This window comes from Pseudovibrio sp. Ad37, from assembly GCF_001623075.1.
Lineage (GTDB): Bacteria > Pseudomonadota > Alphaproteobacteria > Rhizobiales > Stappiaceae > Pseudovibrio.
The window spans coordinates 128,598-146,047 of sequence record NZ_LMCF01000079.1; the positions used below are offsets into that span (position 1 = coordinate 128,598).

Annotated in this window: 17 protein-coding genes and 1 pseudogene; 13 read left to right on the forward strand and 5 right to left on the reverse strand. The window is 51.4% G+C overall.

Annotated features, from left to right (window positions below; translation table 11 throughout):
• The first annotated feature begins 5 nt into the window (after positions 1 to 5).
• The 5 genes from PsAD37_RS13515 (at position 6) to PsAD37_RS13535 (ending at position 5,652) form a co-directional block, all read left to right on the forward strand.
• The gene (locus tag PsAD37_RS13515; protein WP_063296587.1) at positions 6 to 494 is read left to right on the forward strand and encodes a TRAP transporter small permease; all 489 of its coding nucleotides are present in this window, start codon (positions 6 to 8) and stop codon (positions 492 to 494) included.
• Positions 491 to 1,753 carry a TRAP transporter large permease gene (locus PsAD37_RS13520; RefSeq protein ID WP_063296588.1) on the forward strand — a complete coding sequence of 421 codons (1,263 nt, stop codon included), beginning with the start codon at positions 491 to 493 and terminating at the stop codon, positions 1,751 to 1,753. Before PsAD37_RS13515 ends, PsAD37_RS13520 begins: the two co-directional genes overlap by 4 nt.
• An 11-nt stretch (positions 1,754 to 1,764) precedes the next feature.
• A complete protein-coding gene (locus PsAD37_RS13525) occupies positions 1,765 to 3,171 on the forward strand; it encodes an amidase (protein WP_063296589.1) in 1,407 nt (468 codons plus the stop codon).
• Positions 3,172 to 3,392: 221 nt separating this feature from the next.
• Positions 3,393 to 4,763, forward strand: a complete 1,371-nt coding sequence (locus PsAD37_RS13530; protein ID WP_063296590.1) for an alpha-glucosidase/alpha-galactosidase — start codon at positions 3,393 to 3,395, stop codon at positions 4,761 to 4,763.
• Between the two features lie 118 nt (positions 4,764 to 4,881).
• Positions 4,882 to 5,652: an SDR family NAD(P)-dependent oxidoreductase gene (locus PsAD37_RS13535; RefSeq protein WP_063296591.1), complete on the forward strand. Its 771-nt coding sequence runs from the start codon at positions 4,882 to 4,884 to the stop codon at positions 5,650 to 5,652.
• Between the two features lie 29 nt (positions 5,653 to 5,681).
• Here the strand turns inward: PsAD37_RS13535 and PsAD37_RS13540 are convergent, their stop codons facing one another.
• Positions 5,682 to 6,569, reverse strand: coding sequence for a helix-turn-helix domain-containing protein (locus PsAD37_RS13540; protein ID WP_208991865.1), 888 nt, complete (start codon positions 6,567 to 6,569; stop codon positions 5,682 to 5,684).
• A 221-nt stretch (positions 6,570 to 6,790) separates the two neighbouring features.
• On the opposite strand from PsAD37_RS13540, the gene PsAD37_RS13545 reads away from it, so the two are divergent.
• The gene (locus PsAD37_RS13545; protein ID WP_208991866.1) at positions 6,791 to 7,093 is read left to right on the forward strand and encodes a hypothetical protein; all 303 of its coding nucleotides are present in this window, start codon (positions 6,791 to 6,793) and stop codon (positions 7,091 to 7,093) included.
• On the opposite strand, the gene PsAD37_RS29575 is transcribed toward PsAD37_RS13545, so the two are convergent.
• Complete coding sequence (locus PsAD37_RS29575) at positions 7,055 to 7,384, reverse strand: IS3 family transposase (protein WP_084407778.1); 330 nt, start codon at positions 7,382 to 7,384, stop codon at positions 7,055 to 7,057. The genes PsAD37_RS13545 and PsAD37_RS29575 overlap by 39 nt on opposite strands.
• Positions 7,385 to 7,765: 381 nt before the next feature.
• Here PsAD37_RS29575 and PsAD37_RS13550 point away from each other — a divergent pair.
• A pseudogene (locus PsAD37_RS13550) lies at positions 7,766 to 7,987 on the forward strand (microcin ABC transporter ATP-binding protein); the annotation flags it as partial.
• A gap of 38 nt (positions 7,988 to 8,025) precedes the next feature.
• Here PsAD37_RS13550 and PsAD37_RS28755 read toward each other — a convergent pair.
• Positions 8,026 to 8,304, reverse strand: a complete 279-nt coding sequence (locus PsAD37_RS28755; RefSeq protein ID WP_244272525.1) for a DUF3422 family protein — start codon at positions 8,302 to 8,304, stop codon at positions 8,026 to 8,028.
• Between the two features lie 17 nt (positions 8,305 to 8,321).
• Entirely contained in the window at positions 8,322 to 9,338 is a 1,017-nt protein-coding gene (locus PsAD37_RS13555; RefSeq protein WP_208991867.1) for a DUF3422 domain-containing protein, read from the reverse strand.
• Between the two features lie 221 nt (positions 9,339 to 9,559).
• Here PsAD37_RS13555 and PsAD37_RS13560 point away from each other — a divergent pair, with 221 nt between their 5' ends.
• Together PsAD37_RS13560 and PsAD37_RS13565 are read left to right on the forward strand one after the other, a co-directional pair.
• Positions 9,560 to 11,053 carry an alkaline phosphatase gene (locus tag PsAD37_RS13560; RefSeq protein ID WP_063296595.1) on the forward strand — a complete coding sequence of 498 codons (1,494 nt, stop codon included), beginning with the start codon at positions 9,560 to 9,562 and terminating at the stop codon, positions 11,051 to 11,053.
• Positions 11,054 to 11,219: 166 nt separating this feature from the next.
• Complete coding sequence (locus tag PsAD37_RS13565; protein ID WP_063296596.1) at positions 11,220 to 11,912, forward strand: HD domain-containing protein; 693 nt, start codon at positions 11,220 to 11,222, stop codon at positions 11,910 to 11,912.
• 4 nt (positions 11,913 to 11,916) lie between these two features.
• Here PsAD37_RS13565 and PsAD37_RS13570 read toward each other — a convergent pair whose 3' ends face one another.
• Positions 11,917 to 12,969 (reverse strand): LacI family transcriptional regulator, encoded by a 1,053-nt coding sequence (locus PsAD37_RS13570; protein WP_063296597.1) that lies wholly within the window; start codon positions 12,967 to 12,969, stop codon positions 11,917 to 11,919.
• Between the two features lie 205 nt (positions 12,970 to 13,174).
• On the opposite strand from PsAD37_RS13570, the gene PsAD37_RS13575 reads away from it, so the two are divergent.
• The 4 genes from PsAD37_RS13575 (at position 13,175) to PsAD37_RS13590 (ending at position 17,439) form a co-directional block, all read left to right on the forward strand.
• Positions 13,175 to 14,425, forward strand: a complete 1,251-nt coding sequence (locus PsAD37_RS13575) for an ABC transporter substrate-binding protein (protein WP_057465291.1) — start codon at positions 13,175 to 13,177, stop codon at positions 14,423 to 14,425.
• 100 nt (positions 14,426 to 14,525) lie between these two features.
• Entirely contained in the window at positions 14,526 to 15,437 is a 912-nt protein-coding gene (locus tag PsAD37_RS13580; protein WP_063296620.1) for a carbohydrate ABC transporter permease, read from the forward strand.
• Positions 15,437 to 16,318 carry a carbohydrate ABC transporter permease gene (locus PsAD37_RS13585; protein ID WP_057465290.1) on the forward strand — a complete coding sequence of 294 codons (882 nt, stop codon included), beginning with the start codon at positions 15,437 to 15,439 and terminating at the stop codon, positions 16,316 to 16,318. The genes PsAD37_RS13580 and PsAD37_RS13585 overlap by 1 nt, the downstream gene beginning before the upstream one ends.
• Before the next feature lie 5 nt (positions 16,319 to 16,323).
• Positions 16,324 to 17,439 carry an ABC transporter ATP-binding protein gene (locus PsAD37_RS13590; protein ID WP_063296598.1) on the forward strand — a complete coding sequence of 372 codons (1,116 nt, stop codon included), beginning with the start codon at positions 16,324 to 16,326 and terminating at the stop codon, positions 17,437 to 17,439.
• Positions 17,440 to 17,450 lie beyond the last annotated feature (11 nt).

Below are 17,450 nucleotides of genomic sequence, written 5' to 3' on the forward strand. Positions count from 1 at the left end.
TTTGCATGAAGCGATTTTTCCAGCTGCTGTACCGATTTGAAGCGACATTTGCTGCTCTGGCCTACATCATCGTGGTGTTGGCCATGTTGGCAGATGTCGTTGCACGAGAGTTTTTCGATCTCTCCTTGATGCACAGCAGCAAAATTGCTCTGTTTTCCACCATTTTTGCTGGCATGCTCGGCCTTGGCCTTGCAACATCATCCGGCACCCACATCCGCCCCAAGGTCACAGATCATTTGTTGCCAGAGGTCTGGAAAAACCTTCTGCAGCGACTGGGGGATGGCCTGAGCGGTGCACTTTTCCTGCTCGCGGGCTATGTTTCGTTTGAGTTGGTACGCTCGTCCTACGAGATCGGATTCCTCGTGCCAGTGGTGGATTGGCCGCTCTGGTGGTTCCAGACCATCATGCCCTACGCCTTCTGCTCCAACGCCCTCAGATATTTCGGCTTCATGCTGTTGCCCTCGTTGAGGCCAGAGGAGGCAGACGCGGAATGACCTATGCGCTCCTTCTCACACTCGCCGTTTTGGTGATGCTGATCTTGCGGCAGAACCTCATCGTGATCCTGATGGTGTTCGGTGGGGCAGTCCAGTTGCTTTATAGCGATGGCGAGCTGATATTCATGGCTGAGGATTTCTGGGCTGCGCTGGATCGCGAAGCACTCCTGTCCATTCCCGTTTTTTTGCTGTGTGGCTCCATCATGAGCCGCGGTGCGATTGCTGAGCGTCTCGTTGCTGTCCTCAAAGCATTGACCGGGTCTTTGTCAGGTGGTCTCGGCGTAGCAACAATCCTCTCCTGCGCCTTCTTTGCTGCAATCTCGGGCTCCTCCATGGTTACGCTGCTCACGGTCGGATCTGTGCTGTACCCGGCACTGCGAGAGCAGGGATATTCTACCAGTTATTCTCTGGGAGCGTTATCGAGTGCGGGGACGCTCGGTGTCGTCATCCCGCCCAGCATTCCGATGATCATCTACGGTCTGGTCACCGAAACCTCTATCACCGATATGTTTCTGGCAGGCGTCATTCCGGGTCTTTTTCTGACCATCGCTTTGGCGATCTATTCTGCATGGGCCAATAAAACGATGCCGCGCACAGGTTTTGACGTCAGCGCCGTTGGCGGCGCAATCGCCAATGGCATCTGGTCCTTGCTCATGCCGGTCATTCTGCTTGGTGGTATCTATTCCGGGTACTTCACCGCAACGGAGAGCGCGGCCATCGCCTTGGCGTATGCGCTTGTTGTCGAGCTATTCATTTATAAAGAGCTCACTCTGACCCAGCTCTGGGAGGTTGTCATTCACACAACCCAGATGCTTGGCGGCTTGCTCCCAATTCTTGCGATCGCCGCGACCTTGAACATGGTGCTGACCACAGAACAGGTGCCAAGCCAGCTGGCTGAATGGTTATCCTCCCACGTGGAAGAAAAATGGATGTTCCTGATTGGCCTCAACATATTATTGTTGATGGTTGGCTTCTTCATGGAAATCATCTCGGCTCTTTTGATCATGGCGCCCATTTTGCTCCCAGTGGCAACAATCTACGGCATCAATCCAGTGCACCTCGGTGTGATCATGATCATCAATCTGGAGATTGGCCTGCTGACACCACCTGTGGGCATCAATCTTGTGGTTGCCTCTCAGGCTTTCAAGGAAAGCTTTTGGACTGTCACAAGGTCAGTCATTCCATTTGTCCTGATTATGCTCTGTGTGCTGCTGCTCGTCACCTTTCTGCCTGATCTCTCACTCTTTTTTGTAAGCTGAGGAACCCGTAAATGATTGAAGATATATTCAAAATGACGGCAGTCGAAGTTTCTCAAGCAATCCGCGACAGGCAGATTACATGCAGTGAGGTGATTGAACAGCATCTGGCACGCATTGATGAAACCGCACATCTGAATGCCATCACCACTCGCTTTGATGATCAGGCCCGTCAGGCAGCGGAGCAGGCAGATCAGATGGTGCAGCGCGGCGATCCGTTAGGCCCGCTCCACGGCGTACCCGTCACCATCAAAGAAAACATCGATCAGGCTGGCGCCTCCACAAACAACGGCGTGAAGGCATTTGCTGGCCTGATTGCTAAGCAGGATGCTCCCCTTATTCAGAGGTTGAAACAGGCAGGGGCAATCCCAATTGGGCGCACAAACACGCCAGAAATGTCATGGCGCTTTCATACGGATAACATCTTGTTCGGCCAGACCCTCAACCCATGGAACGTATCCCGCACACCGGGCGGCTCAAGCGGCGGAGCAGGCAGCTCACTGGCAGTTGGTGTCGGATACATCGCCCATGGCTCAGATCTCAGTGGCTCAATCAGATTGCCAGCCTTCTGCTGCGGCGTGCTGGGATTGCGTCCATCACACGGGCGCATACCGTTTTACAATGCGACCGCAGTTGCAGAACGCCCAATCACCATCCAACTCTCCTCGGCACAAGGACTACTCGCACGCTCCGTTAACGACCTCAAACTCGCTTATGATGTAATGAAGGGCTATTCCGATCTGGATACATGGTCACTGCCGGACATGGATGAGGACAAGATCTTCCCAAACAGCGTCGCGCTCATCACTCCACCAGACGCCGATCCAAAAATCAATGAAGCTCTGAAGCAAGCAGGCGAGGTGCTGGCGCAGCAGGGATACAAGGTGGAGAACACCAGCATCGATTTTATCGAAGAAGTCTATACACGCTACACATCTCTTCTCATCACCGAAGTCGCACTCCAGAAGGAGAGCGTAATCGAGCGTTTTGGATCTGAGCAACTGCAGACTACTTTTGAGTACTACACGCAGTTGGTACCGCCGATGGATTACCATGGCTACGCGCAGGCTTTGGCTTCCAGATCGCACTATCATCGCCTGATTGACCAATTTCAACGCAAATATCCCGTAATCCTTTCACCAGTTTGCACAAAAAACGCATTCGCGGCAGGCGCAGATATCAAATCGGTCGAGAGCCTTAAAGCGATAGCAAAAACAAACACCTACCTCGGTGCTATAAACTTTCTTGACCTCCCGGCTATGAGCATTCCCATTCATGATACCCACGACGGTATTCCTGTTGGCATCCAGCTCATCGGCCCGCGTTATGGCGAAGAGCACCTCTTCAGAGAAGCTAAAGTACTGGAGGACAACGGATTTATCTCTTCCCAACTCGCTCCAGCACCAAGCGCTATGATGTAGTCATTGCCTGTGATCTGGAGGCCAATAATGCAAATCAGAGCCTGAATTGCCGTGGTTTCCGGAAATTTAGAATAGAAAACGGGAAGAAAAATGAGGCGCTGATCCATAGTTTTTCATCAAAGGATAGCTCAGAGACGCCCGTCTCAAGGCTTTCCGGTTATCCCCTCAAGAACTATGCAATCTGAAGCGCTGGCGAGCTCTTCAGAAAATGGGAGAAAAGCATGGCCCGAAACCCCAAAATCACCTTCATTGGCGCCGGTTCCACCACGTTCATGAAGAACATCATCGGCGATATTCTGCAACGTCCAGCGCTCTCTGGCGCCCATGTCGCTCTGATGGATATCAACGAAGAACGCCTTGGTGAATCTGAGATTGTGGCGCGTAAACTGATTTCGACGCTGGGAGTGAGCGCAACAGTTTCAACGCACACCAATCAGATGGAAGCGCTTGATTCCACTGACTTTGTAGTTGTCGCATTCCAGATCGGCGGCTTTGAGCCTTGCACCGTCACCGACTTCGAAATTCCGAAGAAATACGGCCTCCGCCAGACCATCGCCGACACTCTCGGTATCGGCGGCATCATGCGCGGTCTGCGCACCGTTCCACACCTCTGGAGCATTTGCGAAGATATACTTAAAGTATGCCCGGATGCGGTCATGCTTCAGTACGTGAACCCAATGGCGATCAACACCTGGGCCATTGCTCAAAAGTATCCACAAATCAAACAGGTAGGCCTCTGCCATTCTGTTCAGGGCACTGTCAAAGAGCTCGCTCACGACCTTGATATCGATCCTGCAAATATTCGCTTTAAATGTGCAGGCATCAATCACATGGCATTCTACCAGTACCTGGAAGAGGTCAAGGAAGACGGTACATTCGAAGATCTCTATCCAAGACTGATAGAAGGCTACCGCGAAGGCCGCTATCCAAAGCCGTCCACATGGAACCCTCGCTGTCAAAACGTCGTGCGCTACGAGATGTTGACCCGTCTCGGCCATTTTGTAACTGAGAGTTCAGAGCATTTTGCTGAGTATGTTCCGTGGTTTATCAAACGTGATCGCCCGGACTTGTTGGAAAAGTTCTCCATTCCGCTTGATGAGTATCCAGTGCGCTGCGTAGAGCAGATTGAACGCTGGAAGTCTCAAGTCGAAGACTACAAAAATGCAGAGAGCATCGAAGTAGAGCGCAGTCAGGAATATGCGTCCACCATCATGAACTCTGTCTGGACAGGTGAGCCTGCTGTTATTTATGGCAACGTTCAAAACAAAGGCTACATCACCTCACTGCCAAGTGATTGTGCAGTTGAAGTGCCTTGTCTTGTTGATCGCAACGGCATCCAACCAACGCACATCGGTAAACTGCCAGCGCAATTGGCGGCACTTATGCGCACAAATATTGGTCCTCAGGAGCTTACTGTTGAAGCGCTTATGACCGAAAACCGTGAGCATATCTACCACGCTGCAATGCTTGATCCTCACACTGCAGCAGAGCTGGATCTGGAGCAAATCTGGGCCATGGTGGATGAGCTTTTGGAAGCGCATAAAGACTGGTTGCCAGCCTGGACGCAGAAGCAAGTGCTTGAAACTGCGTAACAAGAGCGCTGCCAATTAGAAAAATGCGATGACATAAGCAGTTGCCTGAAACGAGGCTGCCGCTTATGTATGTTCTGATATATCAAATATGGGTGCTAAGCACTCCTTGGGGGAATAAATGTCTGGGAACGTCACCTTTCACGATTTGAAAGACGCAAGTGTGTTCATCACTGGCGGCGGGGCAGGGATCGGCGCAAGTCTCACTGATGGCTTTATGCAGCAAGGTGCCAAAGTCGCTTTTGTGCAGCGCTCTGATGCTTCGGAATTTGCTCAGCAGATGAAGGAAAAGCACGGTGTAGCACCTCTGTTCATCAAATGTGATGTCACCGATGTTGAAGCTTTGCAAGGCGCAGTCAAACAAGCTGAAAAGGCGCACGGACCTGTCACAGTTCTGGTAAACAACGCAGCCAATGATACCCGTCACACCCTTGAGGAGTTCACGGTAGATCAATGGGATGCGTCCATGCAGGTTAACTTGCGCCCGCATTTCTTCACCGCGCAGGCCGCCGCAGCAGGCATGAAAGCAGCTGGCGGAGGATCGATCATCAACTTCTCCTCCATTTCCTACATGATGGGCAATGCAGGCTATCCGGCCTATGAAACGTCCAAAGCAGCCATCACTGGCTTAACCAGAGCACTGGCACGTGAGCTGGGACCAGACAACATTCGCGTCAACGCCCTGATGCCGGGTTGGGTCCTCACTCTGCGCCAGAAAGACCTCTGGGCAACACCGGAAGACCTGAAGGCTCACTTAGGGCGCCAGTGCCTGAAAGAACATCTGGATCCAGACGATATCATTGATGCAACATTGTTTTTGGCATCCAAAGCCAGCCGTATGATGACAAGTCAGGCGCTCGTTATTGATGGCGGCGTAGTCGTAACAGGCTAAAGCTAAAATAGCGAGTAGGCAGCTGCCCGCTATATCTTGCCGATGTTGCGGGCCTGCTTGCGAAACGCTGCAGGAGAGGTGCTGAAGTGGTTCTGAAACGCCTCATAAAAGCTGGAAAGCGACCGGAACCCGGCATCCATTGCGATAGACAAGATCTTCATCTCAGATTCAGCAAGCAACATGCGTGCATGAGAAAGCCGGACACGCGTCAAATGCTCCTTGATCGGCAGACCCACAATACGCTTGAACAAAGTCATCGCGTGGCTTGGCGATAAGCCAACACATTCAGCAACATCAGTGACGGAAATGTCCGAGGTGTGGTTCTCAGAAATGAACCGCAACATCTCTTCCACATGCAACATGGATTTTCCGCGACCAACCACAGTACTGGACTGACGGTAGTCATGATGTAGCGTGTTCCAGCCATCCAATCCCAAACGCGTGAAGCGGGATGAAATCTCACTCAGCACCAGTTTGCGCCAGTTGATGTCATCTCGTTTGAACTCACTTGCCCAATGGCCAAAGCGCACAGCATCAATCGGGCAGGGCGCCTTGTTGCAAATCACATCTCCTGAAATGAGTGCATCAGTGATGCGTGTGGGCAAACCCCATTGCAATATTTGTGCAAAGGAGATGTAGAGATTGACCATATCGCCATCCCCGCGCACCCCTACAACGCCGTGCGGTGCAGCGCCCCAGAAGCAAATCATGTAACCGGGGTGAGCAGTCACATGACTTCCTGAGAAGGAATAGTCCATTTCACAGTTGATCAGGAAGTTCACTTCAATAGAGGCATGGTGATGATAAGGCCTTTTGGAGAATACGTGAGGCTTATGGCGCATAATCAGGAACTTATCTGTCGAGGGTATGACACTCTGATCCAGATATTGGCGATATAAATCATCACTAATACTCAATTACACATCCTCCTCTTGCGTCAATATTTGAAAAGCCGAATGAATCGATATTAATACGAGAGTTCGGCTCTCAATATTCTCCCATGTGTATAGTATAGAGAAATACGCAGTTTAAAAGCATCTACGAAGAAAATCGGAATTTATGAATAGAAAGCCGGAGGAAAAGAGACAGCGCGGGTGGCCATGATGGTGTTGGGAGTAATGAAATGGGGGAGGAATTGATGTCTTCAACAAACCTTGTGTCTAAACTTTGCTTAGCAGCAGGCGTAAGTGCCTGCGCAATCGCGACAAGTTCAGCACTGGCCGACAAAATGCCGGTTGAGCAGTCCATGTCCACATTGGAATATGATTTGCTGTCTCGCAGTGATTTGTGGACCTATCAGAAACTGGAGGGCTATAGCGAAGCCCCGTTCCTGAGTAAACTGGTCAAAGCAGGCAAGTTACCACCTGTTGGCGAGCGACTGCCAGCAGAGCCGCTGGTTATGTCAACCAAAGCTATGTCTGAGGGGATCGGACTGGCCTAATGAAAGTGGAAACCGGTTTTCGGAGATGCGCTGTAGGCGAACCACGCGATGTCTGCCTACACTCAGGCCGTCAACTCTAAGATCAGCTGCAATGCGCCGTGAGCCATAAGCTCGGTTTGAGGCTTCAAACTTATCCTTGATGTGAGCAAGGAGCACCATGTCCTCACGTTGTCTGGCGCTAGCAGGCCACTTTCTCCAGGCATAAAATCCGCTGCAACTGACACTCATAAAGGCGCAGAGGCTGGCAGTTGAATAAGAGGCATTCTGTGCATCGATAAACTGATATCTCATCGACTTGTTTGCTTGGCGAAGAACGCTGCCGCGTTTCGCCGGGAAAACAGTTCACCGGACTGTTTTCTGATCCGGATTCAATTTATTAAATCGCTCTCTTGCCGTAATAGCTCGTTTTCTTTTCGTAAACGGGCTAATTCTTTACCAGCATCCTCATGCGGCCCTGCCAGTAAATCCTGATCCCGAAACTCCTTGATTTAGCGGTTCAAGGTAGCTTGTCCCACACCCCGACCTGCCGCTATTTCAGGAATGGGCCGATCACTCACTTTTACCAGTCGCACTGTTTCCCGCTTAAAATCTTCCGTGTAATGTTTTCGACCCATGAAGTCCTCCTGAATTTATCGTATCAGAAGGCTCTCCATTTTTCTCCGACCACTCCAGTCCATTCAGGCGCAGATTATCGAGTTGCTGAAAGACCTGCGAGAGAAGCTGAAGCTGAGCTATCTCTTCATCAGCCATGATCTGAAGGTGGTGAAAACACTCTGCCACAACGTTATGGTGATGCAGCACGGAAACGTTGTCGAAGCTGGCAATACGCTGGATGTTCTTCATCGACCTCAGACCGAATACACACAGCGTCTGGTCTCTGCTGCTTATTTGTAAGTGTTCAAGATGGCGGCGATAGCCGTCGCCATCATGCTTTAATGTGTTGCTTTCAGCCTTCTCAGGGCGTACCAGAGCACACCAACCACCAGCGGAACAGACGCGGCCATACCAAAAGCCGGATCAAGTGGGGAGCCAATGGCCTTCGCGCCTTTCAAAGTGTAACCGATCAGGCTGATGACGTAGTAAGAGATCGCTGCAATCGAAAGCCTTTCCACCGTCTGTTGCAGTCGAAGTTGAAACTTCGCACGCTGATCCATGGACTTCAGCAAGTCCCGATTCTGCCGTTCAAGCTCCACATCAACCCGGGCGCGCAAAAGTCCAACAGCCCGTGTCAGCTTTCGCGAAAGATTGGCCTGCCGCTCTCTTCAATAGCACGGCATGTCTGCATGGCGGGGGCGAGCCGCCGGTTGAGGAAACGTCCGATCATATCGTAACCAGAGACCTTACTCTCCCCAAGAGTATCCAGGCGTCGCCTGACAATATCGGAATAGGCCCATGTCGCTCCAAACCGGAAAAGACTTTCCATCGCAGAAGCTTCCAAATCAGCCGCGAGAGAAGAAAGGTCTGCCAGCAGTTCCTCATTGTGCGATAAAGAATGCGCTGCTGCGTCTCCTGAATTGCGCAGTTGAGCGGTAATGCCCATGAGTTCCTGTTCAATGCGGCTTACAACGGTTTGCTGCTTCCGTGCTTCATAAAGCCCCAATAACGAAAGAGTTCTGTAAGTCTCAAGCTCCAGAACACGTCGCACGGTCGCTCCCAGTTCCAGAGGAGACAGCCCATGATCGAGCAGAAGAAATGAAACAATGCCATCATCACCGGCTTTGAAGTCGGTGACCAACGTCGCGCGTCCTTCAATGATTTGGGAAACACTCAAGCTCGCAAGGTCAAACTTTTCAGACAGATCGCCAGTCTCCGGCTGAGCTGTGACTTTTATCGTTAGCTGAACAGCTGCAATCAACTCCCCAGGAGGATCAAGCAGGCCCTTGGCAAAGAGAGTTAGATCTTGTGCGCGAAAGCTTGAGGCCAGAGGCTGTTCCACGGCATAGGTAGAAAACTCGCTGTGTTGCTCCCAACGTAAAGAATAATCTTCGAAAGTCTGATGGAGATAGTGCTCTGAGGCCCTTGAAGCCGAGTTTATTTCCTCTGATGTAAACCTAAGCAGAGCTTGCTGTTCTGCTTGCTTCTTATCTTGGTCGACCATGAAGGCGTATTGCAGAATTTGCCATTCACCGTGCATGGGGACGAAGGGACGCGCATGAACTTCAGCAAGAATGGCTTGGCGTAGTGGATGTTCCGGAAGTTGCTGCACAGCGCATGCCTCTTCCAACATATCGTCAACCTTACCCAATGCGTGCCCCTCTTGGTCTTCAAGCCAGAAAGGCCAAGTGTGAAGCAGACAACTCTGTTGATCTACATAAAGATACGTATTGCGCCGGATTGTCGCAGCGGAAGCTTGGGCCATTGCAATCAAGAGGAAAAATAACTCGAATTCTTCCTGTTCAGCATATCGAACCCTAAGAATTGTAAAGTACACACTGCGCCCGAAACATCACCTTTTGAGGATTTGAAATGAAAACGCCACTTGTTGCGCTCCTGCTGGCCTGTTCCGCATCCTATGCTTCGGCAGAGACTGATTTCCCTCAAAAAAACAACAGATGGTTTGAGGCTGCAGAGGCGGAGATTGAGAGCAAACTTGCTCTGCAGCCGATCACCAAACCGGCCAAAAACATCATTTTGATGATCGCGGATGGCAACGGAATTTCGACAAACTATGCAACGCGGATATTCCAAGGCCAGCAGAACGGATTGCTGGGTGAAGAAAATGTGTTGCCACAAGAAACATTTCCTCACAGCGCCTTGGTCAAAACCTACAATGTAAATGCGCAAACACCAGACTCAGCAGGAACCGGAACAGCATTCCATTCAGGCGTGAAGACCAAAGCTGGTGTCCTCGGGGTGGATGAAACACTGAATGTTGGCGACTGCTCAGCCGTTGAAAGCGCTAGTATCGCGAGCATTGCAGAAGTGATGGCCGCAGAAGGCAAGGCGGTCGGCATCATCTCAACGGCCAGTCTCATGGATGCAACACCAGCCTCAGCCTATGCTCACGTCGCCAATCGCAGGTTCGAAGACGACTCCGATCTACCTGAGGGATGTGATGTGCCAGATATTGCTGCACAGCTGATTGAGCAGATCAAGAATGGCACTATTGATGTCGCCTATGGAGGCGGGCAACGTCATATGCTGCCTGAAAGCAGAAAAACCATCGAGGGCACCACTGGCAATCGCAAAGATGGGCGCAACCTGATCGAAGAAGCCAAGGCGCTTGGCGTGTCTTACGCTTGGAATGAGGCCTCCTTCAATAACCTTGACCCCTCTGCTGACAAACTTGTTCTTGGCGTTTTTGCAGCGGGTCATATGCAGTATGAGTATGATAGAAAAGACCAACCCTCCTTGGCTGATATGGTGAAATGGACCATTGAAGCACTTCAAGACAATGAAAACGGCTATTATCTCACGGTTGAAGGCGGTCGAGTCGATCATGCCAATCACGCCGGAAACCTCTATCGCGCCCTAACTGACGGTGTTGCGTTTGCGGAAGCTGTCGCCGTGGCCAAAGAGATGACAAGCGATCAGGACACCCTGATTATCGTCACAGCAGATCATGCCCATACTTTGTCCTTCAACGGCTATTGCGGACGCGGTACGCCGATCAACGGGCTGTGCATGGGCATCGACAACAACGGTGTCAAACACACCAATGAAATGCACCTGATGCTAGATGGAAAACCATACTCCGTCGCCAGCTATCTCAATGGTCCCGGCTCAATCCTGACAGAAGAAAACAACTGGTTCGGCACCCGTTCAGTGTTGTCACAGGAAGAAGCAACAGACCCAGATTTCAAACAGCAATCCTTGCTTCCAACTCCCTCAGAAACCCATTCAGGAGAAGATGTTGCGGTTTATGCAAGAGGTCCTTGGGCGCACTTGTTTGATGGCACAATCGAGCAGAATTACATCTTCAATGTCATGAACTACGCTGCAAACGCCAAAGACCGCTAGCATGATAAAGAAGTGTTGTCGTGATACTTGGTTGCATCATGTAAGCGGCGATCGTTAACCTCAGCCTGAGCCCGCGGAATTTTATCGGGGGTTCAGATCAGTTTTGCCTCGAAATGCACACTGACCTGACGTAGGTTTCGCGCTCATTTGATAACTGTGAGTTCCGATGATTGAGTTTGAAAAGAATTTGGAAGCAGCGCTGAAAGCGCATGATCAGAGTGACGATGCCAGCCACGACCTCTACCATGCGCGCCGCGTAAAACTGGCCGCGCTGGACATCGCTCAGCGTCGCGGTGAGGGCGATGAGGAGGTGCTGATCGCAGCTGCCTACTTGCATGATCTGGTCAATGTTCCAAAGAACTCACCGGACCGTGCAAAGGCTTCCAAGCTGTCAGCTGATGCCGCTGAACCGATTCTGATTGTGCTGGGTGTTTCTGCAGCAAAAATCGAGAAGATCAAGCACGCCATTGAAGCGCATAGCTTTTCAGCTGAAATCGAGCCGCAAACGATTGAGGCCAAGATCCTGCAGGACGCAGATCGTCTGGAATCCCTCGGCGCAATCGGCATTGCCCGCACTTTCTATATCGCCAAAACCATGAACTCCAATCTGTTCCATGGTGGCGACCTGTTCGCCAGCGACCGCGACCTCGACGACAAGACATTCGGAGTCGATCATTTCGCCCTAAAACTGCTTAAACTGCACAAAACCATGCAAACCAAGGAAGGCCGTGAAGTCGCGCTCGAACGCACCGACTACATGATAGGCTTCCTGAAGCAACTGGCCTCAGAAACAGGTTTTACCTATCCGGAAGGCGATGACCTCTGGATCGAAGAGGAAGCACCGAAAGTCGCGTCCTGAGAACTCAGTCCTGATAGGATTTGAGAGCTGGGAATGTGATGTCCGGATCCTGGATGGTCTGCTCAAACGGGCCGTCCGGGTGCAACATCGTCTTCAGCAGATTTGCTCCCAGCAAAGCTCCGGCCTGCCGAATATCTTCGCTGATATTGTCGATCTGTGAATCAATTTGATGCAGCGTTTGTGAGCTTGATTTCACAACCGCATCAAAATCCCGCCCACGCTCTTTGCCTGCCTGCCGGTACCCGTTCGCAATCGCGAGGAAAGAGGTCTCACCGGGGCAGATAAATCCATCCGGTGCATCGCTTGTCCCGGCAATCGTCTGTGCCCATTCAAAAATCTCAGGCATATCTGAATCAAGGTTGATGCCCTCAGGAATGTAGCGCTGCAAACCTTCTTGCCGAATAGCCCGCATATACCCGTAATTCAGATGCTGATGGAACGTAAAATGGTTGGGCGGTAGAATAACGCAAATCCTGCGCCGCCCTTTTTGCATCAACCGCAAGACAGATTCGTAAGCGAACTTCTCGTTGTCATAATCCACATATGAGTGTTGATAGCCGAATTCAGTGCGCCCATGTGTGGTGAACGGAAAGCTGCGCTCCCTCAAAAAACGCACCCGCTCATCAAAAGGTCGCGTCCGCGAAAAGATGATTCCGTCAGCCAGCTTGTTGCGCACAATGTATTCAACAGGCTCAATCGGATCACCGCCAAGGAACTGCGGTGTCACATTAAGATGGTAGTCCGTACCAGCCAATGCATGAGCCACACCTGTGATCAGCGAGTTCCCAAACCCCAGAATCTCGTTATGGGGGTCAAGAATCAGTGAGATTACTTTAGTCTTTCCGGTGCGTAATCTTTGCGCCGCGCGGTCCGGAACATAGCCAATTTCTTCAGCAACTTTACTTACGCGCAGCCGGGTTGCCTGTGCAATCTTTTCATCACCCTGAAGTGCCCGCGAGACAGTTGTCACCGCAAGGCCGGTGATCTCCGCAATTGTCTTCTGCGTAGGTTTCGAGGTGGTATGAGTGGAGGAATTTGGCGGTTTTTGTGTCGACATGTGAAGCCAGTTACCTCCCGTAAATCAGTTAGATCTTCGTTATAACGATACAACAAAATAGGTGAGTATCATTTGATACAAAAAAGATCATTCAAGTCAATGGGTTCACTTTTTGCATTGACAGATCCGATATTTGTAACGTTATAAGTACTATGTTAGTCGTATTTTTGTGTAGAAATTTTAAGTTGTGATCGGGAGGCAACACATGCACAAACTACTAGTAAAAACCACATCGGCTCTGGCTCTGTTGGCAGCAACAGCTGCTCCATCTTTGGCAGCAGACGTGGAAGTCCTGCATTGGTGGACAGCAGGTGGCGAGGCAGCTGCACTTAACGTTCTGAAGCAGGATCTGGAAACTCAGGGCATTGGCTGGGCAGATATGCCGGTAGCTGGTGGCGGCGGCGAAAGCGCAATGACTGTTTTGCGTGCACGCGTAACCGCTGGTAACGCACCAACCGCCGTTCAGATGCTTGGGTTCGACATTCAGGACTGGGCAAAAGAAGGCGCTCTGGCAGACCTTAACGCTGTTGCAGCGAAAGAAGGCTGGGACGAAGTTGTACCTGCAGCACTTCAGCGCTTTGCAAAGTACGATGGCAAGTGGATTGCTGCGCCGGTAAACGTACACTCAACCAACTGGGTATGGGCAAACAAAGCAGTTCTGGACGCAAACGGCATTGCAACTCCAACCACTTGGGAAGAGTTCACAGCAGCGCTTGAGAAGCTGAAAGCAGCAGGTGTAACGCCGCTCGCACACGGAGGTCAGGCTTGGCAGGATGCAACTCTGTTTGATGCAATCGTCATGGCCACTGGTGGCGCAGACTTCTACAAAGCTGCCTTCATTGATCTGGACGAAGCTGCTCTTGGTTCTGACACCATGAAGGAAGCGTTTGATCGCATGTCCGTTCTGCGTGCAAACGTAGACGACAACTTCTCTGGTCGTGACTGGAACCTTGCAACTGCAATGGTCATCAACGGTGAAGCTGGCTTCCAGATGATGGGTGACTGGGCAAAAGGTGAGTTCCTCGGTGCTGGCAAAAAGCCAGGCGAAGACTTCCTCTGCTTCCGTTTCCCTGGCACTCAGGACAAGGTAACCTTCAACGCTGACCAGTTCGCTATGTTCGATCAGGGCGGTGAAGTGTCTAAAGAGCAGGCAGCTCTTGCAAGCGCAATCCTGTCTCCTGCCTTCCAGTCTGCATTCAACGTGGTGAAGGGTTCCGTTCCTGCACGCACAGACGTTTCCGACGAAGCGTTTGATGCATGTGCAAAACAGGGCATGAAAGATCTGGCTGCAGCTGCTGCAAGCGGCAACCTTTACGGTTCCATGGCACACGGTCACTCTGCACCAGCATCTGTTAAAAACGCCATTTATGACGTTGTAACAGCACACTTTAACGGTGAGTTCGATTCCGCTACCGCTGTTGATGAGCTGGTAGACGCTGTCTCCATCGCTAAGTAATTTTAAGTGGGGCCGACGAAGTGTTGGCCCCATTTTTCCCAAAACAACATAGAATCTGGGGGCAGGGATCATGGTCGATCAGACCAACTCATCCGTTGCCATGGCCGCTGACTATGCGACGCCAACGGCAGTAAAACCGGACCTGCGGACAAGACTCCAAAATCTCATTCCCAAACTGGTGTTATCACCCTCGTTGGCTTTGATCTTGGTCTTTGTCTATGGATTTATCATTTTCTCCGTATACCTTTCCTTCACAGGAAGCCGTATTCTGCCAGTCTATGACTGGGTCGGACTGGAGAATTATGAAAAGCTGTTCCGGCTACGGCATTGGTCCATTGCCATCAAAAACCTTGGCATTTTTGCAGGTTTGTATATCGCAATCTGTACAGCCATCGGCTTGGGCCTTGCGATTTTTCTGGACCAGAAGATCCGCGGAGAAGGCTTCTTGCGTCCAATCTTCCTGTATCCGATGGCACTCAGCTTCATCGTAACGGGAACAGCATGGAAGTGGTTTCTCGATCCGGGCATTGGCCTAGAGCACACAATGCACTTGTGGGGCTGGGAGAGCTTCGAGTTTAACTGGATCAAGGACCGTAACTTCGCCATCTACACGGTTGTGATTGCAGCTGTCTGGCAAACAAGTGGCTTCGTTATGGCCATGTTCCTGGCCGGATTGCGTGGCATCGACAACGAAATCCTGAAGGCCGCACAAATTGACGGGGCATCCAACTGGAACATGTATCGCCGGATCATTATCCCGCAACTGCGTCCAGCCTTCCTGTCAGCTTTCGTGATCCTGTCTCACCTTGCCATTAAGTCCTACGATCTTGTCGTGGCATTGACGGGCGGTGGACCGGGCAGAGCGACCGAAGTACCAGCGACCTTCATGTATTCCTACACCTTTACCCGCAACCAGATGGGCATTGGCGCCAGCTCCGCTGTTATCATGCTCATGACCATCGCTGCGATTATGGTGCCTTACCTTTATGCCGAACTGCGGGAGAAAAAATAATGTCCGTAGCCTCGACAGATAATGCCATAAGCACAGGGCGCATCACCCGAGCATTCATTTACCTGATGCTGATCCTGTTCGCGACATTCTACCTGCTGCCGTTTGGCATTATGGTACTCAACTCCGTTAAGCCTCTTTCAGAGATCACTGGCGGAAACATGATGTCACTGCCTCAGGTCTTCACCCTGGAACCTTGGTTTAAAGCCTGGAACAGCGCACAGATTGGCGTCGAACCAACAGGTCTGAAACCGTACTTCTGGAACTCCCTCAAAATGGTGTTCCCGGCAGTCACGATCTCAACCGTTCTGGGTGCTTTGAATGGTTACGTGCTGACCAAATGGCGCTTTAAAGGTGATACCATCCTGTTTGGTCTGATGCTGTTTGCCTGCTTCATTCCATTCCAGATCGTTTTGATCCCTATGGCACGTGTGCTTGGCTTCCTCGGTATCGCAGGGTCAACGCCGGGTCTGGTGCTCGTACATGTGGTTTACGGCCTCGGCTTCACCACTCTGTATTTCAGGAACTACTATCAAGTGTTCCCGACAGAGTTGATCCGCGCAGCTCAGATTGATGGGGCAGGGTTCTTCCGCATCTTCTGGCGCATCATGTTGCCAAGTTCCGGTCCAATCATTGTTGTCTCTGTCATCTGGCAGTTCACCAACATCTGGAACGACTTCCTGTTTGGTGCCTCGTTTGCTGATCTGGATAGCCAGCCAATGACGGTTGCGCTGAACAACCTCGTCAGTTCTTCAACGGGCGTCAAAGAATATAACGTTCATTTTGCCGGAGCGATCCTCGCCGCATTACCGACACTGCTCGTGTACATCGTGGCTGGCCGCTACTTCGTAAGAGGCCTGATGGCCGGATCGGTGAAGGGATAAGACCTATGAGCTTTCTGAAAATCAACAATGCGACCAAGTCTTACGGCTCAACCAAGGTGCTTCACAACATCGATATCGACGTGCAGGAAGGGGAATTTCTCGTGCTCGTCGGGCCGTCTGGTTGCGGAAAATCCACTCTGCTCAACATGATTGCTGGTCTGGAGGATATCACCTCCGGCACCATCGCCATCAAAGGGCAGACCATGAACGGGGTTCACCCGTCCAAGCGCAACATCGCAATGGTGTTCCAGTCCTATGCTCTGTACCCGAACATGACGGTCGGTCAGAACATTACGTTTGGTCTGGAAATGCATGGCGTTGCTAAGCCTGAGCGTGAAAAGGCAATGAGCGACGTTGCCGAGATGCTGCAGATCAAACCGCTGCTGGACCGCAAGCCGGGCCAGCTTTCCGGCGGTCAGCGTCAGCGTGTGGCCATGGGCCGGGCGCTTGTGCGTGATCCGGACGTGTTCCTGTTCGATGAGCCGCTCTCCAACCTTGATGCGAAACTGCGCGTTGATATGCGCACAGAGATTAAGAAGCTGCACCAGAAGCTTGGAACGACCATCGTTTATGTGACCCACGACCAGATTGAGGCAATGACGCTTTCCACGCGTATTGCTGTCATGAACGGTGGGTACGTGCAGCAGCTGGGTACGCCAAAAGAGATCTATGACAATCCGGCAAACCTGTTTGTCGCCAGCTTCATGGGCTCTCCAAGCATGAACCTTGTTCCAGCCAAGGTTGTTGCCAATGGAGATGGCATCTTCGCACAGCTTCCAACGGGCCTCAGTGATCAGGTGAACCTCAAGTTCTCCAATCCGACCGAAGCTCTGAAAGGCTTTGATCAGAAGGAAATCGTGCTGGGCATCCGTCCGGAAGCGATCACCGACCCTGAAGGAGCTGATCGCAAGGCAAACCACATCGAACAGATTACAAACCGCGTCATCGTAACGGAGCCAGCTGGTTCTGATACCTACGTGATGTCATCTCTCGGCGGCAAAGACTGTAACGCGCGCATGCGTGCGGATGCTCTGGTCGTTGCCGGGCAGGACGTGCCATTCGCGATCAATATGGATAAAGCCATCCCATTTGATCCTTTCTCAGAAATGCGCATTGCATAAATCTCAGGAAA

Bases quoted from the DNA above. Each gene is read 5' to 3' on its own strand.
- PsAD37_RS13515 (WP_063296587.1), top strand. From the start codon at position 6: ATGAAGCGATTTTTCCAGCTGCTGTACCGATTTGAAGCGACATTTGCT.
- PsAD37_RS13520 (WP_063296588.1), top strand. From the start codon at position 491: ATGACCTATGCGCTCCTTCTCACACTCGCCGTTTTGGTGATGCTGATC.
- PsAD37_RS13525 (WP_063296589.1), top strand. From the start codon at position 1,765: ATGATTGAAGATATATTCAAAATGACGGCAGTCGAAGTTTCTCAAGCA.
- PsAD37_RS13530 (WP_063296590.1), top strand. From the start codon at position 3,393: ATGGCCCGAAACCCCAAAATCACCTTCATTGGCGCCGGTTCCACCACG.
- PsAD37_RS13535 (WP_063296591.1), top strand. From the start codon at position 4,882: ATGTCTGGGAACGTCACCTTTCACGATTTGAAAGACGCAAGTGTGTTC.
- PsAD37_RS13545 (WP_208991866.1), top strand. From the start codon at position 6,791: ATGTCTTCAACAAACCTTGTGTCTAAACTTTGCTTAGCAGCAGGCGTA.
- PsAD37_RS29575 (WP_084407778.1), bottom strand. From the start codon at position 7,384: ATGAGATATCAGTTTATCGATGCACAGAATGCCTCTTATTCAACTGCC.
- PsAD37_RS13560 (WP_063296595.1), top strand. From the start codon at position 9,560: ATGAAAACGCCACTTGTTGCGCTCCTGCTGGCCTGTTCCGCATCCTAT.
- PsAD37_RS13565 (WP_063296596.1), top strand. From the start codon at position 11,220: ATGATTGAGTTTGAAAAGAATTTGGAAGCAGCGCTGAAAGCGCATGAT.
- PsAD37_RS13570 (WP_063296597.1), bottom strand. From the start codon at position 12,969: ATGTCGACACAAAAACCGCCAAATTCCTCCACTCATACCACCTCGAAA.
- PsAD37_RS13575 (WP_057465291.1), top strand. From the start codon at position 13,175: ATGCACAAACTACTAGTAAAAACCACATCGGCTCTGGCTCTGTTGGCA.
- PsAD37_RS13580 (WP_063296620.1), top strand. From the start codon at position 14,526: ATGGCCGCTGACTATGCGACGCCAACGGCAGTAAAACCGGACCTGCGG.
- PsAD37_RS13585 (WP_057465290.1), top strand. From the start codon at position 15,437: ATGTCCGTAGCCTCGACAGATAATGCCATAAGCACAGGGCGCATCACC.
- PsAD37_RS13590 (WP_063296598.1), top strand. From the start codon at position 16,324: ATGAGCTTTCTGAAAATCAACAATGCGACCAAGTCTTACGGCTCAACC.